The sequence below is a fragment of the Paenibacillus massiliensis subsp. panacisoli DSM 21345 genome (genome assembly GCF_000426545.1).
GTDB classification, from domain to species: Bacteria; Bacillota; Bacilli; order Paenibacillales; family Paenibacillaceae; genus Paenibacillus; species Paenibacillus panacisoli.
This window is the reverse complement of sequence record NZ_AUFO01000008.1, coordinates 105,399-126,626: the sequence shown is the minus strand read 5'-3', so window position 1 is coordinate 126,626 and position 21,228 is coordinate 105,399. Positions and strand designations below refer to the sequence as shown.

General features: G+C 49.4%; 14 protein-coding genes and 1 tRNA gene. 11 read left to right on the top strand and 4 right to left on the bottom strand.

The annotated features are described in order from the left end of the window. Positions 1 to 189 precede the first annotated feature (189 nt). Both hcp and K331_RS0105570 read right to left on the bottom strand, forming a co-directional pair. On the bottom strand, positions 190 to 1,878 hold the full coding sequence (gene hcp / locus K331_RS0105575) for a hydroxylamine reductase (RefSeq protein ID WP_208115201.1): 1,689 nt from the start codon (positions 1,876 to 1,878) through the stop codon (positions 190 to 192). 359 nt (positions 1,879 to 2,237) lie between these two features. Then, positions 2,238 to 2,747, bottom strand: a complete 510-nt coding sequence (locus K331_RS0105570) for a Crp/Fnr family transcriptional regulator (RefSeq protein WP_018887803.1) — start codon at positions 2,745 to 2,747, stop codon at positions 2,238 to 2,240. Between the two features lie 390 nt (positions 2,748 to 3,137). Here K331_RS0105570 and leuB point away from each other — a divergent pair, with 390 nt between their 5' ends. Next, positions 3,138 to 4,214, top strand: coding sequence for a 3-isopropylmalate dehydrogenase (leuB, locus tag K331_RS0105565; RefSeq protein ID WP_028589506.1), 1,077 nt, complete (start codon positions 3,138 to 3,140; stop codon positions 4,212 to 4,214). A 99-nt stretch (positions 4,215 to 4,313) separates the two neighbouring features. Here the strand turns inward: leuB and K331_RS32430 are convergent, their stop codons facing one another. Continuing rightward, positions 4,314 to 4,508 (bottom strand): DUF5680 domain-containing protein, encoded by a 195-nt coding sequence (locus K331_RS32430; protein WP_028589505.1) that lies wholly within the window; start codon positions 4,506 to 4,508, stop codon positions 4,314 to 4,316. A 310-nt stretch (positions 4,509 to 4,818) separates the two neighbouring features. Between K331_RS32430 and K331_RS0105555 the strand changes: the two genes are divergently transcribed. The 9 genes from K331_RS0105555 to zapA all read left to right on the top strand — a co-directional run bounded on the left by K331_RS0105555 (position 4,819) and on the right by zapA (position 18,081). Continuing rightward, the gene (locus tag K331_RS0105555) at positions 4,819 to 5,355 is read left to right on the top strand and encodes a peroxiredoxin (protein WP_018887805.1); all 537 of its coding nucleotides are present in this window, start codon (positions 4,819 to 4,821) and stop codon (positions 5,353 to 5,355) included. 196 nt (positions 5,356 to 5,551) lie between these two features. Beyond that, the gene (locus K331_RS0105550) at positions 5,552 to 5,965 is read left to right on the top strand and encodes a hypothetical protein (RefSeq protein ID WP_018887806.1); all 414 of its coding nucleotides are present in this window, start codon (positions 5,552 to 5,554) and stop codon (positions 5,963 to 5,965) included. A 459-nt stretch (positions 5,966 to 6,424) separates the two neighbouring features. Continuing rightward, complete coding sequence (locus K331_RS0105545) at positions 6,425 to 7,528, top strand: ATP-binding protein (protein ID WP_028589504.1); 1,104 nt, start codon at positions 6,425 to 6,427, stop codon at positions 7,526 to 7,528. Positions 7,529 to 7,698: 170 nt separating this feature from the next. Beyond that, the gene (locus K331_RS0105540; RefSeq protein WP_025680883.1) at positions 7,699 to 8,658 is read left to right on the top strand and encodes an aldolase catalytic domain-containing protein; all 960 of its coding nucleotides are present in this window, start codon (positions 7,699 to 7,701) and stop codon (positions 8,656 to 8,658) included. Positions 8,659 to 8,968: 310 nt separating this feature from the next. Further along, a tRNA-Gly gene (locus K331_RS0105535) sits at positions 8,969 to 9,039 on the top strand. A 430-nt stretch (positions 9,040 to 9,469) separates the two neighbouring features. Further along, a complete protein-coding gene (gene abc-f / locus K331_RS0105530) occupies positions 9,470 to 11,335 on the top strand; it encodes a ribosomal protection-like ABC-F family protein (RefSeq protein WP_028589503.1) in 1,866 nt (621 codons plus the stop codon). Positions 11,336 to 11,986: 651 nt separating this feature from the next. Continuing rightward, complete coding sequence (pheS, locus tag K331_RS0105520) at positions 11,987 to 13,021, top strand: phenylalanine--tRNA ligase subunit alpha (protein WP_028589502.1); 1,035 nt, start codon at positions 11,987 to 11,989, stop codon at positions 13,019 to 13,021. Between the two features lie 55 nt (positions 13,022 to 13,076). Next, positions 13,077 to 15,524: a phenylalanine--tRNA ligase subunit beta gene (gene pheT, locus K331_RS0105515; protein WP_028589501.1), complete on the top strand. Its 2,448-nt coding sequence runs from the start codon at positions 13,077 to 13,079 to the stop codon at positions 15,522 to 15,524. 247 nt (positions 15,525 to 15,771) lie between these two features. Beyond that, positions 15,772 to 18,081 carry a cell division protein ZapA gene (gene zapA, locus K331_RS28990; protein WP_036634225.1) on the top strand — a complete coding sequence of 770 codons (2,310 nt, stop codon included), beginning with the start codon at positions 15,772 to 15,774 and terminating at the stop codon, positions 18,079 to 18,081. Between the two features lie 260 nt (positions 18,082 to 18,341). Here the strand turns inward: zapA and K331_RS0105495 are convergent, their stop codons facing one another. Beyond that, complete coding sequence (locus tag K331_RS0105495) at positions 18,342 to 18,701, bottom strand: phage holin family protein (RefSeq protein ID WP_018887814.1); 360 nt, start codon at positions 18,699 to 18,701, stop codon at positions 18,342 to 18,344. A gap of 138 nt (positions 18,702 to 18,839) precedes the next feature. On the opposite strand from K331_RS0105495, the gene K331_RS0105490 reads away from it, so the two are divergent. Further along, positions 18,840 to 21,203: an endonuclease MutS2 gene (locus K331_RS0105490; protein WP_028589500.1), complete on the top strand. Its 2,364-nt coding sequence runs from the start codon at positions 18,840 to 18,842 to the stop codon at positions 21,201 to 21,203. The last annotated feature ends 25 nt before the right edge of the window (positions 21,204 to 21,228 follow it).

Sequence of the window (21,228 nt, the reverse complement as noted above, 5' to 3'; positions counted from 1 at the left end):
AGTAAACGAAAAAGTATAGATTGAACTGAAGAGGTTAAGTGTTTGGGGTCCGTGCAACTGCGGTGAACGTTTGAACCTCTGGCAGCTGTTGCTCCTCCAGTATGGGGAATGAAAAGAGCCCCATTCTCAAGTAAGAGAACGAGGCCCAACAATGCAATGCCAGTGCTGCTGGCATAAATATTGTGAGTTTTATACGGTCATGAACAAGTTCATATCCTCTTCGACGCTGGTAATGCCGCCAATGCCGAAGTTCTCTACCAATACCTTCGCTACATTCGGCGACAGGAAGGCAGGTAGTGTTGGTCCCAGATGAATATTTTTGACGCCCAGATATAAGAGGGCCAGCAGAACGATGACGGCTTTTTGCTCGTACCATGCAATATTATAGGAGATCGGGAGATCATTGATATCCTCCAGGCCGAAAACTTCCTTCAGCTTCAGAGCGATTACGGCAAGCGAGTAGGAGTCGTTGCATTGTCCGGCATCAAGCACGCGCGGCAGGCCGTTAATCTCTCCAAGGTCCAGCTTGTTATATTTGTACTTCGCGCATCCAGCTGTCAGAATAATCGTATCCTGCGGCAGTTCCTTTGCGAAGTCAGTATAGTAATTGCGTGATTTCATCCGACCATCGCAGCCTGCCATGACGAAGAAACGACGAATTGCTCCTGTCTTGACGGAATCTACGATCTGATCAGCGACGTTCAGGACTGCTGAATGGGCAAATCCGCCTACAATCTCACCAGTCTCCAGTTCTGTCGGTGGCGGACAGGTAAGTGCTTGGGCAATAATAGCCGAGAAATCCTTTGGAGCTCCGTTCTCACCCTCTGGAATATGCTTGACTCCAGCGAAGCCTGTATTCCCTGTCGTGTAGATGCGATCCATATAGCTGGCTTTTGGCGGTACAATACAATTCGTCGTCATCAGGATCGGACCGTTGAAGGCATCGAATTCAGTGTTTTGCTTCCACCATGCGTTGCCGTAGTTACCGACAAAGTTATTGTATTTTTTGAAGGCTGGATAGTAGTGGGCAGGAAGCATCTCGCTATGTGTGTACACATCGACTCCTGTTCCCTCTGTTTGCTCCAGCAACTGCTCCAGATCCTTCAGATCATGACCGCTGATAAGAATGCCTGGATTATTTCTGACACCGATATTGACCTTGGTCACCTCAGGCTGTCCATAAGTTCCCGTGTTGGCTGCATCCAGCATCGCCATGGCATCGACACCGTATTTACCTGTCTCCATAACGAGAGCGATCAGCGCTTGGACATCCAGGGTGTCATCGAGTGTGGCTGCAAGCACCTTGCGCATGAAATGATCCATCTCATCATTTCCGTGTCCGAGTTGCCATGCATGATAGGCATATGCAGCCATGCCTTTCAGGCCATAGGTGAGCAGCTCCCGCAATGAGCGAATATCTTCATTCTTGGTAGCAAGGATACCAACCTGGTGAGCCTTGATATCCATTTCTGCTTCGCTGTCTGAGTACCATGTTGCAGCATCAGGAAGATTACTTGCAGTAGAGGAAGGCTGTTGCTGGTCACGTAAGCTCTTGATTTCATTACGCAGGGCTAAGGCATCACGTACTTTGGAGATGAACACATCTCGATCAAAATTGGCATTAGTAATGGTGGCGAACAAAGCATCCATGACGAAATGAGATACCTTGCGGTCCTGAGCCTCTGGCAAGGAAATATCAAGGCTGAGCCAAGAAATTCCTTTGAGCAGATAGATTAGCAAATCCTGCAGATTGGCAACATCCTGTGTCTTGCCACAGACGCCGACTACGGTACAGCCTACCCCCTTGGCCGTCTCCTGGCATTGAAAGCAGAACATGGGTGGCTGCTCCGATACCATTTTTGCCACATTAGTTGTCATTTCGATTACCTCCTGAGTATTGAACATCATACAGATAAGAATGAATGTCTAATCTGAATTCCTCTGTATGACGCTGTAATAGACATTCAATACCCGGAGTATATCGTACAGCCCTTTACTCTCAGGTGACTGGGATCACTTTTTGCCAATTCAATACCATAATCGCTAATTGTGAGTTGATTTTGTCATGAAAATGATGAAATTAGAGTCGTAGCATGCGTGAACAGTGCTTGCAACAGAAAACAGAAATAGAAAACAGATATAGAAAACAGATATAGAAAACAGATATAGAAAACAGATATAGAAAACAGACAATAGCCCGTCCCTGGACCAGAGGTCTAAGAACGGGCTGAGAAAGGTTATTTAGCCTGCTTGTGAGTCTTGCGCATGAGTCTGTTAATCGTCTCTCGACGCAGGCCAATGAACTGGCCAATCTCGTCTTGGGTAAGAATATCACTGATCGTAGAAGGGGCGATATATCCTTCAATCCAGATCCGAAGCTGTTCCAGCTTGGCTGCAGGAGAGACTTCTGTTAATTGATCAATGCGCTTCTGCATCATTCGCAGACTGTTCTGCAAGGCCATGGCAACATCTTTGTAGCGCTCAGGCTCCTCGGCCAACTCTTTGTACCAGCGGTCGGTCGCAATAACCTCTACCTCACTGGGAACAAGGGCGATCGCCGTTCCATAATACGGGTGAGGACTAATCAGCGAATGATGGGGAATCGTATCTCCCGGAACGATGATATTCACCATGAACTGAGAGCCATCCTGGTGGACGCGGACAATCTTGAGCATGCCCTTGACAAGCTTGTAGAGTGGCCCCGATTCTCCTTGCCTGAACAGGGTATCCCCTTTTTGCAATATCATGGCACGACCTCCAAAAGCGATGTGATTTTAGTGGTGATATAAAGATGAAAGTTGAGCTATTTTGTTTATCAAATTATAGCATAGGATACAGTATATCATGGAGGGTTAGGGAAATCTCCTTGCATGAATTAGGGATTTCCCTTATGAACGTAAGGGGATAACAGGGCGAGATGTCACTCGCCTCTATTTATATCCTATTTATGACATGTCCAAAGTCGAATGAATCAAGGACAGCATGACTTATAGGCTAAGCCTATCGAATCCATAGAATGTGCGTCTTGGTCAAATCCTTCACCCTATGGTACAAACATGTATAGGAAGAACTGCGTGACATGCGGAATAAGTTAGTGGTTCGACATGTGAACCCAAGAACAAGAGGAGCTGAGCCTAATGTCTGATGTGAAAAAAATTGCGGTAATCGCAGGGGATGGAATCGGTCCTGAGGTGGTAGCCGAGGCGGAAAAAATTCTGAAGCGTGCGGAGGAGCTGTACGGTTACTCTTTTGAGACTGAGCATGCACTCTTCGGAGGTATTGCTATTGATGAGAAAGGAACACCACTGCCTGAAGATACGCTGAAGGTGTGTAAAAGCGCAGATGCGGTATTGCTTGGTGCTGTGGGCGGACCGAAATGGGATAATAACTCGAAGGAGCTGCGCCCAGAGACAGGATTGCTTGGTATCCGCAAGGAGCTGGGACTCTTCTCCAACCTGCGTCCTGCTGTTATCTTTGACTGCCTGAAGGATGCATCGACCCTGAAGCCAGAAGTGCTGGACGGGACGGACCTGATGGTCGTGCGTGAGTTGACAGGTGGTATCTATTTCGGTGAGAAGTTCAGACGTGAAGGAGCGCAAGGTGAAGAGGCTGTAGATACTTGCGTATATAATGTAACAGAAGTAGAGCGTATCGTACGCCAAGCTTTCGAAATTGCACAGAAGCGCCGCAAGAAGCTTGCCTCAGTCGATAAAGCGAACGTGCTTGAGACTTCCCGCCTCTGGAGAGAAGTAGTCATCCGTGTAGCACCGGAATATCCAGACGTAGAGCTGGAGCATGTACTCGTCGATAACTGTGCGATGCAGTTGCTTCGTAGACCGTCAAGCTTCGACGTCATCGTTACCGAGAATATGTTCGGCGACATTCTGAGCGATGAGGCAGCTATGCTGACTGGATCAATTGGTATGCTGGCATCTGCATCACTGGGTGAAGGCAGCTTCGGCTTGTATGAGCCTGTGCACGGCTCTGCCCCTGACATTGCTGGACAAGGTCTGGCGAACCCGATTGCGACGATCCTGTCGGTAGCACTAATGTTCCGTCTTACCTTTGGATACGATAAGGCTGCTGATGCGATCGAGAAGGCGGTTGCCGAGGTGCTGGATGCGGGTCATCGTACAGCCGATATTGCTGCTGACAGAAGCCAGGCGCTCTCTACCAGTGAGATGGGCGATTTGATTGCAGCAGCAATGAAATAGGCTACATTGATATCTAGGCTACATTAATATCTGCTCTTTACGAGCATGAAATAAAAACATAACTCTTGCAGTCCGGCTGGGCGAGCGAATCTACATTCCTCACAGGCCGGATTGTTTGTTTTGAGTGGCGTGACCGTAAAAATAATCTAGCGTGCCTTCATATTCATGCTTTATGTATAGTTGCCCTGCTTCATAATGATGTGGGCCACGATAGATCATGTGTTCATCAACGAATCTTAATGCTTCTCGCAGAAAGCTATAAATGGAAGCAACGGTTGCTCCATCAGCCTGCAATGATCCTCTTCAACGAAGTGGTAATTCCATGTCAACCCCTTATAAATCAAGGACTAATGAAGATTAAATGAAGATCAGATGTAGATTATATTAATTATAAAAAAGTAACTAGTATAATGTTGACTTTGATTTCGACGGATGATAACATTTTCTATGCAGCTAAGGAAATTACACGATTATGCTAATGAGAAGAACTTGCTTCTTCTTCAATAGGCTTGTAGTATACTCGGTCCGATGAACGGAACTGAGCTGGCATTTAGTGCAGCACATGCTACAGTGCTCACATAACTTCAAAGGAGGATTTTATACTATGGAAAGATTAGTAGGAAAAGCAGCCCCGGATTTTGCAATGAATACCGTATCTGGTGATGGACAGGACTTTGGAGCGGTTAAGCTGTCTGACTACCGTGGCAAATGGCTCGTATTCTTCTTCTACCCGCTTGATTTCACATTCGTATGTCCAACTGAGATCACAGCTCTTAGCGATGCTGCTGATCAGTTCAAAGCTCTGGACACTGAAATCCTCGGCGTCAGCGTAGACTCTGAGCACAGCCACAAAGCTTGGATCAACACACCGAAGGAAAGCAACGGACTTGGCAAGCTGAACTTCCCACTGGCTTCCGACATCACGAAGCAAGTAGCTAGAGACTATGGTGTCCTGATCGAGGAAGAAGGTATTGCTCTGCGCGGTCTGTTCATCATCGACCCAGAAGGCGAATTGAAATATCAAGTTGTTAACCACAACGATGTAGGTCGTAGCGTAGAAGAGACACTGCGTGTGCTTCAAGCTCTGCAATCCGGCGGATTGTGCCCAATGAACTGGAAGCCAGGCGACAAGAATCTGTAATTCATAAAGTCCATGTATATGCAGCCCCCAAATGCCTTTGACAAGGTTTTGGGGGTTTGCTTGTCTTCATTTCTTACATTATGATGAACAAGAAAGTTTGAGTTGGAAGGAATTTCATAATCGCAAGACGAATAAGGTAAGGGAAGAATAAATTACGGAAGCGAACTGGTTATGTTCAGAGGAGGGTGAGCGCCAGATGAGTTATTGCTGTGGAGCAAGCATGGTGGGAACCAAAGGGACGCTGAAGCATTACCGAACGCAGGTTCATAATGTTCCTCTATTGTTCTGTCCGGTCTGTCAGCGCATCGAAGTGCATTACAGGGTTGAGAATGAATATGAAATTTTAGCTGAATATGCCCATGGCGATGGGGCTAACGAGATTGATTTTCAGGACTATGTGCTGGAAGAAGAAGAGGCTATCTTTGAGAATTGCGTCAATACCGAGAATGAAGATCCACTGGAAATCGTGAAAAAACAAATTGACATGTCTCTGGATTTACTAACAATCGCAAAACAGATTCAGGATGAGAAATGGGAAAGGGAGCTCAAGCGCAGACTTGCCGTAATGAGCCAACGACGCTCTCGGCTTCAGCACAACAAAAGCACCTGACCGCCTCCACTGGACTGTACACATTAACATCATCAAGCCCCCGCAAACCGGGGGCTTTTGCGTGCTTCAGCACTGTTTTGTTACAGATATTGTAGTTTTTTGGTAAGCGTATTGTAGAAATTTGACGCGCATATTATGAGAGTTGGGGATGCATATCAGTTAAATAACAGATGTTCTACTGCTCCTATAATGACAGGTATTTCGGAGTGGTATTATCGCATGAATACTGAATGTTCTTTGCAGCCAAGTTGTGTTATGCATAAAAAAGGCCCTGTTTTGCATACGTGTGCAAAAATATCATTGAAAAAAATTGGAAAAAAACATGCATTCGACATGTTTCCCCGTTGCGATAAAGCTTGTAGTTGACTATCATTACTTATAGGACAACTATCTGATGCAAGTTGGTGTACGACACTATTGGCCAGTTTTTATCAATCCGATAGGAGGGGGAAGCCTGGCATGATCAGCGAAGTTCAAGATAGTATGCTTCAATCGATACGCTCTTTCCATCCGAGACAGCCCAATACCGACAAGTATGAAAGAGTGCTGGAACACTTGGACAGCGGAATAATGCTGTTTGACAGCGAAGGAGTACTGACATTTATTAATGTGCAAATGGCCAAGCTGTTCGAACTCCCGCGAAAGTCACTCATTGGATGTACGTTGATGCAAATTCTTCTTCACCCCAAGCTAGGTCGATATAAACGTAAAAAAATACTGAGAATCTACCGTGATACTATCCATCATAGAAAACGCTATCATGAAGTGATTGACGAGTGTGGTCGCCATTGGCTGGTTACTGTAACCGCTGGTGATGAGATGGAAGGTGACTTTCTGTTTAGTGTCAAGGACGTGTCAGACTATAAGCAAATCGAGCAGACCGCTTATCAGAACGACAAATTGGCCATGCTAGGCAAAATATCCGCTTCCATAGCCCACGAGATTCGCAATCCACTGACTGCTATCCGCGGCTTTATTCAACTCCTTAGACCCCACCTTACACAACTCGGCAAGGACGAATATGCTAAGATTATTCTGACCGAGATTGACCGCGCGAACGATATCATTTACGAGTTTTTGAATTCATCCAAGCCCTCCGCACCGCAAATGACGGCCGTTCCTGTCAGAAATCTGCTGCGTGAGGTTGTGATGCTGACTGAAAGTGAAGCGGTTATGAAGGGCTGTGAAATATCGCTGGAGGACACGTCCAGTGTGATGAGAGTCTCCATTGACGTGAAGCAGATCAAGCAGGTCATCCTGAATATTATCAAAAATGCCATGGATGCTATCGAGGGTATTGAGGACCATCGTAAAGGTGTTATTCAGATCGCCATTCATCAGGAGGGGAGCTTTGTCGAGATTTCCATCTCCGACAATGGATTAGGCATGGACCACAATACACTGTCTCATTTATTCGATCCATTCTTCACGACCAAAGAGAGTGGTACGGGACTTGGTCTGTCTGTCAGCTACCGGATTATCAAAAATCACGGAGGGTTTATTCGTGTGGACAGCTCCCGGGGTGAAGGCACGGATTTCAAGATATTACTGCCACTGGTATAAGACATATAGCCTGAGAGAAGCAATGCTCAAGTGATTGCAAGAACCGTTATTTCCGAGTGCTGTGGAATGTGCGGTTCTTTTTTTATGCGTTAGCTTTCGATACCTTTACTTTTAAATATAGATTCAAGTATGATGAGGAGAAATAGTTAGCCTGGAGGGATAATTTACAGATGAAAACGAACCATACCAAAATTGTTGACTGTACGATCCGCGACGGAGGTCTGGTCAACAACTGGGATTTCAGCGTTGAATTCGTTCAAGCGTTGTATGCCGGACTTAATGAAGCCGGTGTTGACTATATGGAAATTGGCTACAAAAATTCGCCTAAGCTACTGAAGGGTGCAGATAAAGCGGGCCCGTGGAGATTCCTCGACGATGAGTTCCTACGCAAGGTTCTGCCAGAGAAGGGGAACACCAAGCTCTCCGCACTGGTAGATATCGGACGTGTGGATGAGAATGATATCCTGCCGCGCAGCGAAAGCATGCTGGATCTGATTCGCGTAGCCTGCTACATCAAGGATGTGGACAAGGCCATCGATCTGATCAACATTTTCCACGCCAGAGGCTACGAGACTACAATTAACATTATGGCTCTCTCCAATGTCATGGAGAACGAACTGATCGAAGCATTCGAGCTGATTAAGGATAGTGTCGTTGATGTCGTGTACATTGTAGATTCCTACGGCAGCCTGGATCATAAGGACATCGTATATCTGACCGAGAAATTCAAGAAGCACCTTCCGAACAAGCGTCTAGGAATTCATGCTCATAACAACCTTCAATTGGCGTTCTCCAACACGTTGATTGCTGCCGAGAATGGCGTGGAGCTGCTGGATGCTTCGGTGTACGGCATGGGCCGTGCAGCCGGGAACTGCCCGACAGAGCTGCTGGTGACCCATCTGAAGCATACCAACTACAAGCTGCGTCCAGTACTGGATGTCATCGAGAACCTGATGATCCCGCTGCGCGAAAAGGAAGAGTGGGGGTACATTATCCCTTACATGATTACAGGTACGTTGGACGAGCATCCGCGTTCGGCAATGGCTCTGCGTGCATCCAAGGACAAGGATAAGGCTGTCGATTTCTATGACACGCTGACTACGCCGGAAGTATCTTTTGATAAATCCTGATAATAAGTCATAATTAGGCTGATGATCCGTTAGCCAAGTACAGTAGCACACAAATATAGTGGCAACACAAATAAAGCGAATATGTTACACCCCTTTGGAATGGATGCGATGTTCATCTAAGTGATGGCTTGTGTCTGTTTCGAAGGGGATTGTTCTTTTAGAGCGAGCATGGGATGAGCCAAAGGTGGTCATTCGCATCGCCAGAAATCGGGTGTAAGCTCGTAATTTGATTGTGTAGATGTTTGGGCTTGGACCAGAATTGCATTTATATGGTATTTGCGTTATAATGATCAATACGTAGTTCGTATATGCGGGTGTAGTTCAATGGTAGAACTTTAGCCTTCCAAGCTAATAGCGTGGGTTCGATTCCCATCACCCGCTTTAACAAGCGCAATAAATAAAGCTTGAACTCTGTAGAAAGGTAGGTACCTGCGTCCGATGAAGTAATTACATCTGTATCCCGTCAACTGCACATGAAGGCAGGCGGCTGTGAAGCTGCAGGGAACAGGTGTGTCTACATGACATCGGTATTGGACGCAGATCTACTTCAACTTGAGCTCATATGACTAGGATAGTAGGCTATTTATAAGCCTTGCTAGTGGTCGTCTGGGTTCGAGCTTTCGGAGTTCGGCTTTTTTTGTTATAGCCGTTTGTCGTCTTTTTTTCCGTATCTCATGCTCCATACCTGTATTCTTGCTGAAGCCGCAGACCGTCTGCGGTTTTTTTGTACAGATTACCGTGTGTTTGTCTCATCCAAGTGGATAGATACTGAGGATGAAGTCGAACAGGATCACAGAGAGGAAGATCATGTATGGCAACAATCTTGCGTGTTAAGGGCCTGACGAAGGACTGGAATGGCAGACGGCTATTCGAGAGTGTAAATATGGAGATTAACGAAGGTGAGCGTGTGGCGCTGCACGGCCGCAATGGCTGTGGAAAAACTACGTTGCTGCGAATATTGATGGGCGTGGAGGGAGCGACTCTCGGACAGGTCGAGCGAGTCTTGCCCCTGGAGGAATGGGGCTGGATGAAGCAGCAGGATGAACCAGCTACTGCGGGGTTAACAGTCCTGGAGCGGATGCTGCTGGAGAGTACGGAGCTGTGGCAGACTAGAGCAGCGTTGAAGCGGTTGGAACAGCTCCTTGAGACTGCTGATGGTGCACAAGCTGAGCAAGCGGCCATTGAATACAGCGAGTGGCTGGAGCGCTATGTGGAATTGCAGGGCTATAGCTGGGAGACACAGGCGGAGCTGTTACTGACTCGGGTTGGCATGCCGAATGAGACCTGGCAGCGGGAATATGGCCGATTAAGTGGTGGACAGAAGACGCGGGTAAGACTGGCAGCATTGATGCTGCGCAAGCCGCGTGTGTTGGTGCTGGATGAGCCGACGAATCATATGGATCAGGAGGGTTTGATCTGGCTGGAGGAGTGGCTGCGAGATTATCAGGGGACGCTGCTGTTTGTATCACATGACAGAACGTTCTTGAATCGAGTGGCTACCGGTATCTGCGAGCTGTCCGCCAGCGGAGTTGTTCGATATACCGGGGGATATGATGAATACCGTAGCCACAAAGAAAGAGAGCGCAAAGAGCAGGAGACGGAGTATCGCAAGCAGGAGCAGGCCAAGGCTGCGCTAGAGGCATCCATCCGCACCTATCGGGAATGGTTCCACCGGGCCCATGCAACTGCGAATCAGCAGGTGGAAGTGAAGATTATGGGTAGCTACTACAAGGCTAAGGCGAACAAGCATATTTCTCGCTATCATGCGAAGCAGAAGGCGCTGGAGCGACTGGAGGAGAATCGAGTTGAGAAGCCGAGGCAAGAGATGCGCCTGAACATGGAGTTGCAGACCAGCGAATATCAGGCCAAACATATGCTTAGCTTGGAGCAGATTAGTCTCTCCTTTGGTGACAAGCAGGTGATCAACGAGCTTAACGTGCAACTGTTACGCGGGGATCGAATGGCTGTCCTAGGGCCGAATGGGGCAGGCAAGACGACGCTGCTGCGACTGATTACAGGTGAGCTGCAGCCACAGTCTGGGAGTATTCGTAGGAATCCTCAGCTTCGCATGGGTTACTTCTCACAGGAGCTTGAGAATCTTCCCGAGGATCAGACCTTGCTGGACAGTCTCCTGGGGCTACCCTCCATGACAGTGACAGAAGCTAGGACGATTCTTGGATGCTTCTTGTTCTCTAGAGACAAGGTGAATCAACAGATCGGCAATCTGAGCATGGGGGAAAAATGCCGTATGGCTTTCTTGCGCTTGTATTTTAGCGGAGCCAATCTGTTGGTCCTGGATGAGCCTACGAATTATTTTGATATTGACACTCGTGAGGTCATTGAGGAGGCACTTAGCAGCTATGATGGTGCTCTTGTGGTTGTCTCGCATGACCGCGAGCTGATACGCCGTACAGCAACCCGTCTCCTCCTGCTGGGGCATGGTGAGGAGTACGAGCGGTTCGACGGAGGCATGGATGAACTGGAGCAGACCCGTCAGGTGCGAGCGGGGCAGCCTGCGGGAAGAGAGGCGCAAGAGGAGCAGCTTCGCCTGGAATTGAGACTGACGGAGCTTATGCAACGCGATCCTGTATCAGCTGAGGATGCACAAGGCACGGAATTACTGGAGGAGATTCGCCGTATTCGTGCTCGCTTGAATGAGTTGCATAGACAAGAGTAGCAGATTATTAACCCTCCTGAATATGACCTAATGAATAACCGAAATATAAATTAGGAAAATATAGGGGGAATTGAACTTGCTACGTATCGACGGAACTGAATTTACCAGTGAGGGCATATCATAGGTATGCATCCGATTCACCGAGGGCAACAGCGGGCGTTAACATGCATTGCTGAACCGGAATGATGGACTATTGACCTGCAGGAAGAGCCCTTGGCTTGCCAAGCTAAGCAAGTTCTCATATAATAAAGGCACTGGTTCATGAATATATTACATGCCATGATGGAGAGTAGTAAGCCGCTTCTGCTGCACAGGGAGGAGACGCCATTGATTGAGAGCGTCTTTGCTTAGTTCAGAGCTGCCTGAATTCGCTCCTGAGCCATTCCTTGAACATCGTCTGCTCATGCAGTGATCATTAGGGGACATCGCTTCACGCCCGTTATCGCGTGTATAAGTGAGATGGAACGATTCACAGTTCACTTGGCAGGAGTGCAGCCTACTGTATGGCTACTCGCAGTGTTCAAGTGTTTCAGACATCTAACAAGGGTGGTACCACGGTCTTCTCGTCCCTTATGGGAGAGAAGGCCTTTTTTGCATTGTGCAGCATATCGGGGACAGCCCGATGCATTCAAGAAGGAGGCATCAGCCAGAATGAAGGAAAAACTCGAGGCTTTGAAATTGGAGGCACTGGCCCAGCTAGAGCAAGTTAGTGAGCCACAGGTGCTGAATGAATTACGTGTGAAGTATCTTGGGAAAAAAGGCGCGCTCACTGAAATCCTGCGTGGGATGGGCTCGCTGAGCGCAGAGGAGCGTCCAGTCATCGGTCAGGTAGCCAATGATGTGCGCGCTGCGATCGAGAGTATCATCGATACCAAGCAGGAGGCATTCCAGCGTGCAGAGACAGAACAACGCCTTCAAGCCGAGAAGGTCGATGTCACGCTCCCGGGTCGTATTATGCCACAAGGCGCGGTACATCCGTTGAACAAAGTTATCACGGAGATCGAAGATATTTTCCTCGGTATGGGCTATCAGGTTGCTGAAGGTCCAGAGGTTGAGATGGATTACTTTAACTTCGAGGCGTTGAATTTGCCAAAGGATCACCCTGCGCGTGATATGCAGGATTCCTTCTATATTACCGAGGATCTGTTGATGCGCACACATACCTCGCCAGTGCAGGTTCGTACGATGCAGTCTATGCGTGGAGAAGTCCCTGTTAAGGTGATCTGTCCAGGTAAAGTATATCGCCGTGATGATGATGATGCGACGCACTCCTTCCAATTCCACCAGATTGAAGGCATTGTGGTCGGTGAGAATATTCGTATGAGCGATCTGAAGGGGACGTTGCTGCAGTTCGTGCAAGAGATGTTCGGTGCTGACACCCAGATTCGTCTGCGTCCAAGCTTCTTCCCGTTCACGGAGCCAAGTGCTGAGGTAGATGTGACCTGTGTGAAATGTGGCGGAAATGGCTGTCGGATCTGCAAGCAGACGGGCTGGCTGGAGATTCTGGGCTGCGGCATGGTTCATCCGAAGGTACTGGAGATGGGCGGCTATGATCCAGAGAAATATAGTGGATTTGCGTTCGGTATGGGCGTAGAGCGAATTGCCATGCTGAAGTACGGTGTCGATGACATCCGTCATTTCTATAATAGCGATATGGCATTCCTCAAGCAGTTCTCACGAATCTAGTACCTTGCACGGAGTGCAATACGTTCGAATTCAGGAAAAAAGGAAGTGTACCTAAATGAAAGTATCAACAGAATGGTTGTCTGACTATATATCGCTCGATCAGCTGTCCGCTGAGGAGCTGGCTGAGCGTATTACGCGCTCTGGCATCGAGATTGACCAGATCGAGAATCGTAATAAGGGCGTAACAGGTGTCGTTGTTGGCTATGTGAAGAGTAAGGAAAAGCACCCGGATGCAGATAAGCTGAATGTATGTATTGTGGATGCAGGACTGGAGGAGGAGCTGCAGATCGTCTGCGGGGCGAAAAATGTAGATGCCGGACAAAAGGTTCCTGTAGCTCTGGTCGGCGCGAAGCTGCCTGGCGGACTTGACATCAAAAAAGCAAAGCTGCGTGGTGTGCTTTCACAAGGTATGATCTGCTCAGCGAAGGAGCTGGGTCTGAACGACAAATTGCTGCCGAAGGACCAACAGGAAGGCATTCTGGTCTTGCCTGAGGAGACGGAAATTGGGACTCCAATCACCAAGCTGCTCGGTCTGGAGGATCAGGTGTTGGAATTCGATCTGACACCGAATCGTTCGGATTGCTTGAGCATGCTTGGGGCAGCCTATGAGGTCAGTGCCATTTTTGGCCGAGATGTTACTTTGCCTAACCCACAAGCCGATCTTGCCGAGGTAGCTGAAGCTGCTGCCGAGGAGCTGAAGGTGTCGATCGCGGCATCCGAGCAATGCTCCCACTATGCAGCTCGTGTCATCAAGGGAGTGAAGATCGGACCATCTCCGCTGTGGTTACGCAATCGCCTGATGGCTGCTGGTATTCGTCCAATTAACAACATTGTCGATATTACCAACTATGTCATGCTGGAGTATGGACAGCCATTGCATGCATTTGATGCAGATAAGCTGGAAGGGAAGGAGATATCGGTACGTCTGGCCAATGCTGGCGAGACCATGGTGACCCTGGACGATCAAGAGCGCAAGCTTGAGCCACATATGCTGCTCGTAACTGATGGTGCGAAGCCAATTGCAATTGCTGGTGTGATGGGCGGCGCCAATTCCGAGGTCAGCGAGGCTACAGTGAGCATTGTGCTGGAATCTGCAAGATTCAGTGGCAGTAGTGTTCGTAAGACTTCTCGACAATTGGGCCTGCGTTCAGAAGCAAGCCTGCGGTTCGAGAAAGAGGTAGACCCAGGAGCAGTCATTCCTGCGCTGAACCGGGCAGCAGCCTTGATTGAGCGACACGCCCAAGGGTCTGTGCTGCAAGGTATTGTCGAAGCGGGAGAAGCTCAGACTGCGAATCGAATTGTCTGCCTGAGCCTGGATAAGCTGAATCGTTATCTCGGTACGGAGCTGTCACTGCTGGAGGTCAAGACAATCTTTGGGCGCCTGCATTTTGATTGCGGTGATGCTGAGCACGGTGTGCTGGAGGTTGCAGTGCCAACGAGACGCGGTGATATTACACTGGATGTTGATCTGATTGAAGAGGTTGCTCGCTTGTACGGATATGATAATATCCCAACGACATCCATCGAAGGACCTACAACACAAGGCACCTTGACACCAGCCCAGTCGCTGCGGAGAGCGCTTCGTCAACTGCTCGTGCACAGTGGATGGCAGGAGATGATCAGTTATTCCTTTACCCATCCAGGACAGAACGGACAATTTCCTTCCTGGCTGGAGGGTGCTCGCCCTGTAGCCTTGGCGATGCCAATGAGCGAAGAGCGCAGTGTACTGCGTACCAGCATGCTTCCGCACATGATTGATGCAGCTGTCTATAACCGCAACCGCAAGCAGGAGAATCTGTCCTTCTTCGAGATCGGAAGTGTCTTCCTGAGCGGTGAGGAGACCTTGACCAAGCAGCCTCAGGAAATTCCTGTCCTTAGCTTGCTGCTGACAGGCAGTCGCCGTACGAAGCAATGGAACGCAGCAGCTGAACCGGTTGATTTCTTCGACCTCAAGGGTGCGCTTGAAGCTGTCCTCTCCTATGCAGGTCTGGCTGAGCAGGCACGTTATGTGGCTAACCAGCCGCAAGGCTATCACCCGGGACGTGCAGCGTCGGTATACCTTGAGCTGGATGGACAGCAGGTATGGATTGGCACACTTGGACAGCTTCATCCGGAGATTCAGCACAAGCATGATCTTCAAGATACCTATGTGGCCGAGATCGCACTTGATGCCATCGTAAGACATATGAATCGCAATATTCGTTATCACGAGCTGCCGCGTTATCCATCCGTTGAACGAGATGTTGCCGTTGTTATAGATGAAGCTGTAGAATCAGGCGATCTGCTGAAGACGATCCGGGAATCTGGCGGCGAGCTGCTGCAGCATGCGGAAGTGTTCGATATCTTCACGGGCAGCAAGCTCGGTGAGCATAAGAAGAGCGTAGCCATCGCTCTGCGTTATCGCCATCAAGAGCGGACGTTGACCGATGAGGAGATCTCTGTAGCCCATGCCCGTGTCGTAGAAGCATTGGAGCAAAGTTTTGGAGCAGAGTTAAGAAAATAGCAGGAAATAAGCCAGGCCACATCGAATCTTAAGGAAGCATAGGTTCGATGTGGCTTTTTTGGCATCTACAAGTAGTCTTGAATCGTGTTTTTGTACAACCGAACCGAGATTTGCATCCTGTAGTGATACGAGTACAATTAGAAAAACGTCATCACTGTGCTTCCACAGAAGACACTATGAAAAACTACTAAATAGACTACCACCATACAACATAGAATCTACATTCAGATCAGAGGAGGGCGTTATTGTGAATACACCGGAGCGCGTACGCGTCGCTGTTGAAATATATGGTAATTCCTACAAGCTTGTCGGTAGCAGCACCGAATATATGAAGCAAGTAGCGAGCTATGTCAATGATCGCATGCACACTGTTGCCCAGGCCCATTCACATCTCGATACGCCTCGACTGGCTGTACTGGCTGCTGTCCATATGGCCGAAGAGGCTATTCAATTGAATGATGTGCAAAAAAACCTGAACCGTGTATCTCAAGAGCGGACAGAGTTAAGAAATGAGCTTGCTCAGCTGCAGACACAGCTTGGAGAGCAGCAGGAAAAGAATACTTCGCTACAAGGTAGCTACAATCAGACGAATGAGGAGAAGCAAAAGCTTCAGAAGGAGCTTGCTGACGCCCAGCAGCGTTCTGCCAAGGAACTGCAGGAGCTACAGCGTCTCTTGAAGCAGCAGGAGCAGCGGACAGCAGAGCTGACCAAAGCCGTCGCGAATGCGGAGAGCAGAGCTGATAAGATTCGTTCAGAGACAGAGCAAGTGACGAAATCTCGCCTGAATGAGGCAGAGCAGGCCTATGCCAAGCAGCTTCAGAAGGAGAAGGAACAGTTGCGTACCGAGCTCGAAGCCAAGCATGCTCAGCAACAAGCGGATTGGGAGGCCAAGTTCGCGGAGCTGACCAAGCAGCTGGAGGATGACAGCAGGCAGGCTCAGGCCCAGCTTCTGCAGGAGCAGGCGCGCTTGGAAGAGTCTGAGGCATTTCAGGAGGAGATGTCGCGTGATTATGAGGCTCAGCTTCAAGACCTGCGAGATCAGCTACTGGATGTCAAAGGGGACAAGGAGCAGCTTTCCAAAGAGCTTAAGGGAGTTCTGGAGAAGCTTAAAGAAGCCGAGCAGACGCGTAGTCAGCTTGTGTCGAGTCTGAAGGAAGTACAGGCAAGAGAGCAACAATCCGTACAGGAGCGAGAAGAGCTTCAAGTACGCTACAGCAGTCTGGAGCAGGAGCTGGCAGGGTTGCATCAGCAACGGGAGAAGATGGAGGAGGAGCAGCGACGAATCCAAAAGCTTCTGGAGCAGGCTCATGCCTCCACCCGCAAGCTGCAAAGCGAGCTGGCAGAGCTGCTGCAGCATAAGAAATTGGCTGAGGAACAGGTCGAGCAGTATCAGACAGAGATTGCAGCTCTTCAGGAAGAGCTGTCTGAGCGAGAAGGGCAACTGCAGGATCAGCAGGATCTGTTGCAGCAGCTGAGAGCCGCAGAGGAGCTGGCTGAGCGGCACGGAGCGCGGGTGGCAGCCCTTCAGGGGGAAGTGTCGAAGCGAGAAGAGCAGCTGCAGGATCAGCAGGATCTGTTGCAGCAGCTGAGAGCCGCAGAGGAGCTGGCTGAGCGGCACGGAGCGCGGGTGGCAGCCCTTCAGGGGGAAGTGTCGAAGCGAGAAGAGCAGCTGCAAGACCAGCAGGATCTGTTGCAGCAGCTGAGAGCTGCAGAGGAGCTGGCTGAGAAGCACGGAGCGCAGGTGACAGCCCTTCAGGAGGAAGTGTCGAAGCGAGAGGAGCAGCTGCAGAGCCAGCAACAGAAGCTCCAGAGGGAGCAAGAACGACAGCAACTGCTTGAACAGACAATCGCTCAACTGAATGAAGAGCTGAAGACCGGCGAGCAGCTTCTTGAAGAAGAGCAGGAGCGCTATGAGCAGCTAGTGGCAGAGCTGGATGTACGTGCAGCCGAACTGGACAAGGCACGCTCTGCGATGGAACGATCGGCTAGTCTGCTGGAGGACTCGCAGCGTTCACAAGATGAGCTTCAGACAGCCATCACTGTGCAGCAGCGGGAAATGGACGAACTGCATACACAGATGGCCCAGTTGGAAGAGCAACTCAGCGTGTACCAGGTACAAGTGGGGCAACTGGAGGAAGAGGCCATTGAATGGCAGGTGAAATGCGAGGAGCATTTGTCCACGATCCATGACTTGAAGGCGGAACAGGAGCTGCGGGAGCAGGAGATTAGCGCTTGGCAGCATGAGGTAGCTGCGGTATCTGAGGATAAGAGGCAACTGGAGCATGAGGCTGAGAAGGCAGAAAAAGCTCGCATGGAATTGATCAACACACGTGAAGAAGCTATCCATTCCAGAGATGCCCTGCAGCTACAGTTGTCGGAGCTAGGCGATCGCTATGAGCTTACAGCCCACCAGTTGAGATTACTTCAGGTGCAGCGGGAGCTGGAGCAGGAGCAGAACGAGAAGCTTGCAGAGGAGCATCGCCAGCTTCGGGAAGAGTATGCCAAGCTCCAAATGGAGTACAACGAATGGATTGAACTTATTGAACAGGACCAGTAGCTCCTAGGTACGAATCCATTTGCAGAGGTACTATTGTCGGGTATGAAGCTACATATCCATAGGTAAGGCCATCAGGATTGCAAAGGAAGGCTGCATTATTCTCTGTGCAGTATGTTCCTTAAGTGCTTCAAGCTAGAGCATAGCAAAAAGGCTGCCGTCAAGCTTCATGCTTGGTCGGCAGCTTTTCTTGTCGTTCTCTTGATGATTTTGATGATCTTGATGTTCTAGTCGTTTTATCCTATTCTTGCTATGTTCCGGAACTAGCTCTTACCGGTTCGTCCTGCGTCAAAGGGAGTCGCAACAGGAATGAACAGATCGATAATCCCAATGACCAAGGCAGCAAGAATGGCTCCCAATATGGAGACTTCCACGCCTCCGACGATAAACTGCGCAACATAGATCACTAGAGCGCTGACGATGAATCCAACGATGCCTCTACCGAATGGATTAACTCGTCTGCCGAACATGGCCTCGACGATCCAGCCAATAAGCGCTATGACGATCGCGAGGATTAGAGCGCTCATGAATCCGCCTACGCTAAAGCCTGGTACGATCCAGCCCACGACCATCAGCACCAGAGCGGCGACAATAAATCGAACGATATGTCCCAGAATTCTCATGTGTAACCTCCTATGGTCTTCTTGTGATACAGCATCTAGTGTGTTTCACATGTTCGAATCTTATGTGTCCAGTAACACAAATAGCGAAAGAGAGCTGGTTTCGTTATAATATGGATATAACGTTGAAGGAGTATGAATGTGAATCCGAAAATATTGCAGACAATGGAATACAGTAAAATTCTATCCGCACTCGCGGGCTACACACAGACACCGATGGGAAGGCAGCGTGCTGAGGAGCTTCGCCCATTTACAGATGTTCAATATATAGAAGCACTATTAAGGGAGACGGATGAAGCCTTTGCGGTGGACCGTCTGAAGGGAACCCCTTCATTTACCGGGGTAGTGGACATGTCACCAGCCATTAAGAGAGCACGGATCGGGGGCACCTTGAACCCTCATGAACTCTTGGGGATTCGTACAACGGTCCAGGCAGGCCGCAGAATCAGTTCGTATATCAGTGCAATTCATGAAGAGCATCCGATTAGCGCATTGCTGGCAGTGAGCGAACAGCTCTCCGACCAGAAGGCGCTGGAAAATGCCATCAAGAATTGCATTGATGAGCATGCAGATGTATTAGATACAGCAAGCCCCGCCTTGGGACAAATCCGTCGTGAGCTTCGATCCGGTGAAGTCCGGATTAGGGAGAAGCTGGATGCGATGATTCGTTCCTCCACGGTGTCCAAGATGCTGCAGGATCAGCTTATTACGATCCGTGGTGATCGTTTTGTCATCCCAGTCAAAGCCGAGCATCGAGGTTACTTCGGCGGGATCGTTCACGACCAATCAGGCTCTGGGGCGACCCTGTTCATTGAGCCTGAGTCTATTGTAGCGATGAATAACAAGCTTCGTGAGACGCGACTGCAGGAGGAGCGGGAGATTGAGATCATTCTCCAGAAGCTAACTGCTCTTGTAGGAGAACAGGCTGATTTGCTGTTGTATGATGCGGATATGCTGGCAAGTCTTGATTTTATGTTCGCGAAGGCCCGTCTTGCTCGTCATATGAAGGCCACACTGCCGTTCATGAATGACCAGGGGCGTATGCGTATTCGCAGAGGACGTCACCCGTTGATTCCGCTCGAGAAGGTTGTACCGATCGATGTGGAGCTTGGGGATACCTTTACTTCAATTATTGTGACTGGTCCGAATACCGGTGGTAAGACGGTTACTTTGAAGACAATTGGTCTGCTGAGCCTTATGGCCATGTCTGGACTATTTGTCCCGGCAGAGGATGAGAGCCAGCTGTCTGTCTTCGATGCGATCTATGCGGACATTGGGGATGAGCAGAGCATTGAACAGAATCTGAGTACCTTCTCCAGTCATATGACGAATATCATTAGTATTCTTAAGCAAATGACTTCTCGCAGCCTGGTGCTGCTTGATGAGGTTGGTGCTGGAACCGATCCGGCAGAAGGCTCTGCGCTTGCGGTAGCTATTCTGGAGCATATCCATGCAACAGGCTGCCGTATGGTCGCGACCACGCACTACAGTGAACTTAAGGCTTACGCCTATGATCGTGAAGGTGTAATTAATGCAAGCATGGAGTTCGATGTTGCTACCTTGAGTCCGACATATCGTTTGTTAGTAGGTGTACCTGGTCGAAGCAACGCCTTTGCCATTGCTGAGCGTCTGGGACTTCCTTCCCGTATCCTGGATTATGCTCGTGGTGAGGTGACAGAAGAGGATCAGCGCGTAGAGCATATGATTGCTTCCTTGGAGGAAAATCGCCTTGGTGCAGAGCAGGAGCGCGAGGAAGCGAGACGCTTGCGTCAGGAGCATGAAGAGCTCAAGGCCCGTTATCAACAGGAGATGGAGAAGCTTGAGGGACAGCGTGATCGCATGCTGGACAAAGCCGAGAGCGAAGCCAGAGATGTCATTGAGAAGGCGCGGAAGGAAGCGGAGCAGATCATTGGCGACCTGCGCAGAATGGCTCAAGAGGAAGGGGCTTCAGTGAAGGAGCACCGATTGATCGCGGCCCGCAAGCAGCTTGAGGAGGCAGCTCCCAAGCAACGCCAGAAGAAATCTGCTGTTCGCCAGGGTGGAGGCCGCAGAAGTATCCAGCCTGGGGATGAGGTTGCAGTGCATAGCCTTAACCAGAAAGGTCATGTTGTAGAGCTGTCTGGTACGAAGGAAGCCATCGTTCAACTGGGCATCATGAAAATGAAGGTTAGCCTGGATGATCTGGAACTGCTGGACACACCTAAACAGCCTCAGAAGACACAGCGGGCTTCGGCTGGTGTGAAGCGTACCCGGGATGAGAATGTTCGCAGTGAGCTGGATCTGCGTGGTTCAAACGTAGAGGAAGCCTTGATTGAGGTTGATCGCTTCATAGACGAGGCATTTTTGGCGAACCTCGGAATGGTCTTTATTATTCACGGGAAAGGGACGGGCGTGCTGCGAACGGGCATTCAGGATTATTTGCGCAGACATAAGCATGTGAAGTCTTTCCGTATCGGAAATTATGGCGAAGGCGGTACAGGAGTTACCGTAGCTGAGCTCAAATAGTCTGGGCTGAACGGGGGCGACGATA

What these genes read in the sequence shown, in the direction of transcription:
- hcp (WP_208115201.1), bottom strand. Translation starts at nt 1,878, where the DNA reads ATGACAACTAATGTGGCAAAAATGGTATCGGAGCAGCCACCCATGTTC.
- K331_RS0105570 (WP_018887803.1), bottom strand. Translation starts at nt 2,747, where the DNA reads ATGATATTGCAAAAAGGGGATACCCTGTTCAGGCAAGGAGAATCGGGG.
- leuB (WP_028589506.1), top strand. Translation starts at nt 3,138, where the DNA reads ATGTCTGATGTGAAAAAAATTGCGGTAATCGCAGGGGATGGAATCGGT.
- K331_RS0105555 (WP_018887805.1), top strand. Translation starts at nt 4,819, where the DNA reads ATGGAAAGATTAGTAGGAAAAGCAGCCCCGGATTTTGCAATGAATACC.
- K331_RS0105550 (WP_018887806.1), top strand. Translation starts at nt 5,552, where the DNA reads ATGAGTTATTGCTGTGGAGCAAGCATGGTGGGAACCAAAGGGACGCTG.
- K331_RS0105545 (WP_028589504.1), top strand. Translation starts at nt 6,425, where the DNA reads ATGATCAGCGAAGTTCAAGATAGTATGCTTCAATCGATACGCTCTTTC.
- K331_RS0105540 (WP_025680883.1), top strand. Translation starts at nt 7,699, where the DNA reads ATGAAAACGAACCATACCAAAATTGTTGACTGTACGATCCGCGACGGA.
- abc-f (WP_028589503.1), top strand. Translation starts at nt 9,470, where the DNA reads ATGGCAACAATCTTGCGTGTTAAGGGCCTGACGAAGGACTGGAATGGC.
- pheS (WP_028589502.1), top strand. Translation starts at nt 11,987, where the DNA reads ATGAAGGAAAAACTCGAGGCTTTGAAATTGGAGGCACTGGCCCAGCTA.
- pheT (WP_028589501.1), top strand. Translation starts at nt 13,077, where the DNA reads ATGAAAGTATCAACAGAATGGTTGTCTGACTATATATCGCTCGATCAG.
- K331_RS0105495 (WP_018887814.1), bottom strand. Translation starts at nt 18,701, where the DNA reads ATGAGAATTCTGGGACATATCGTTCGATTTATTGTCGCCGCTCTGGTG.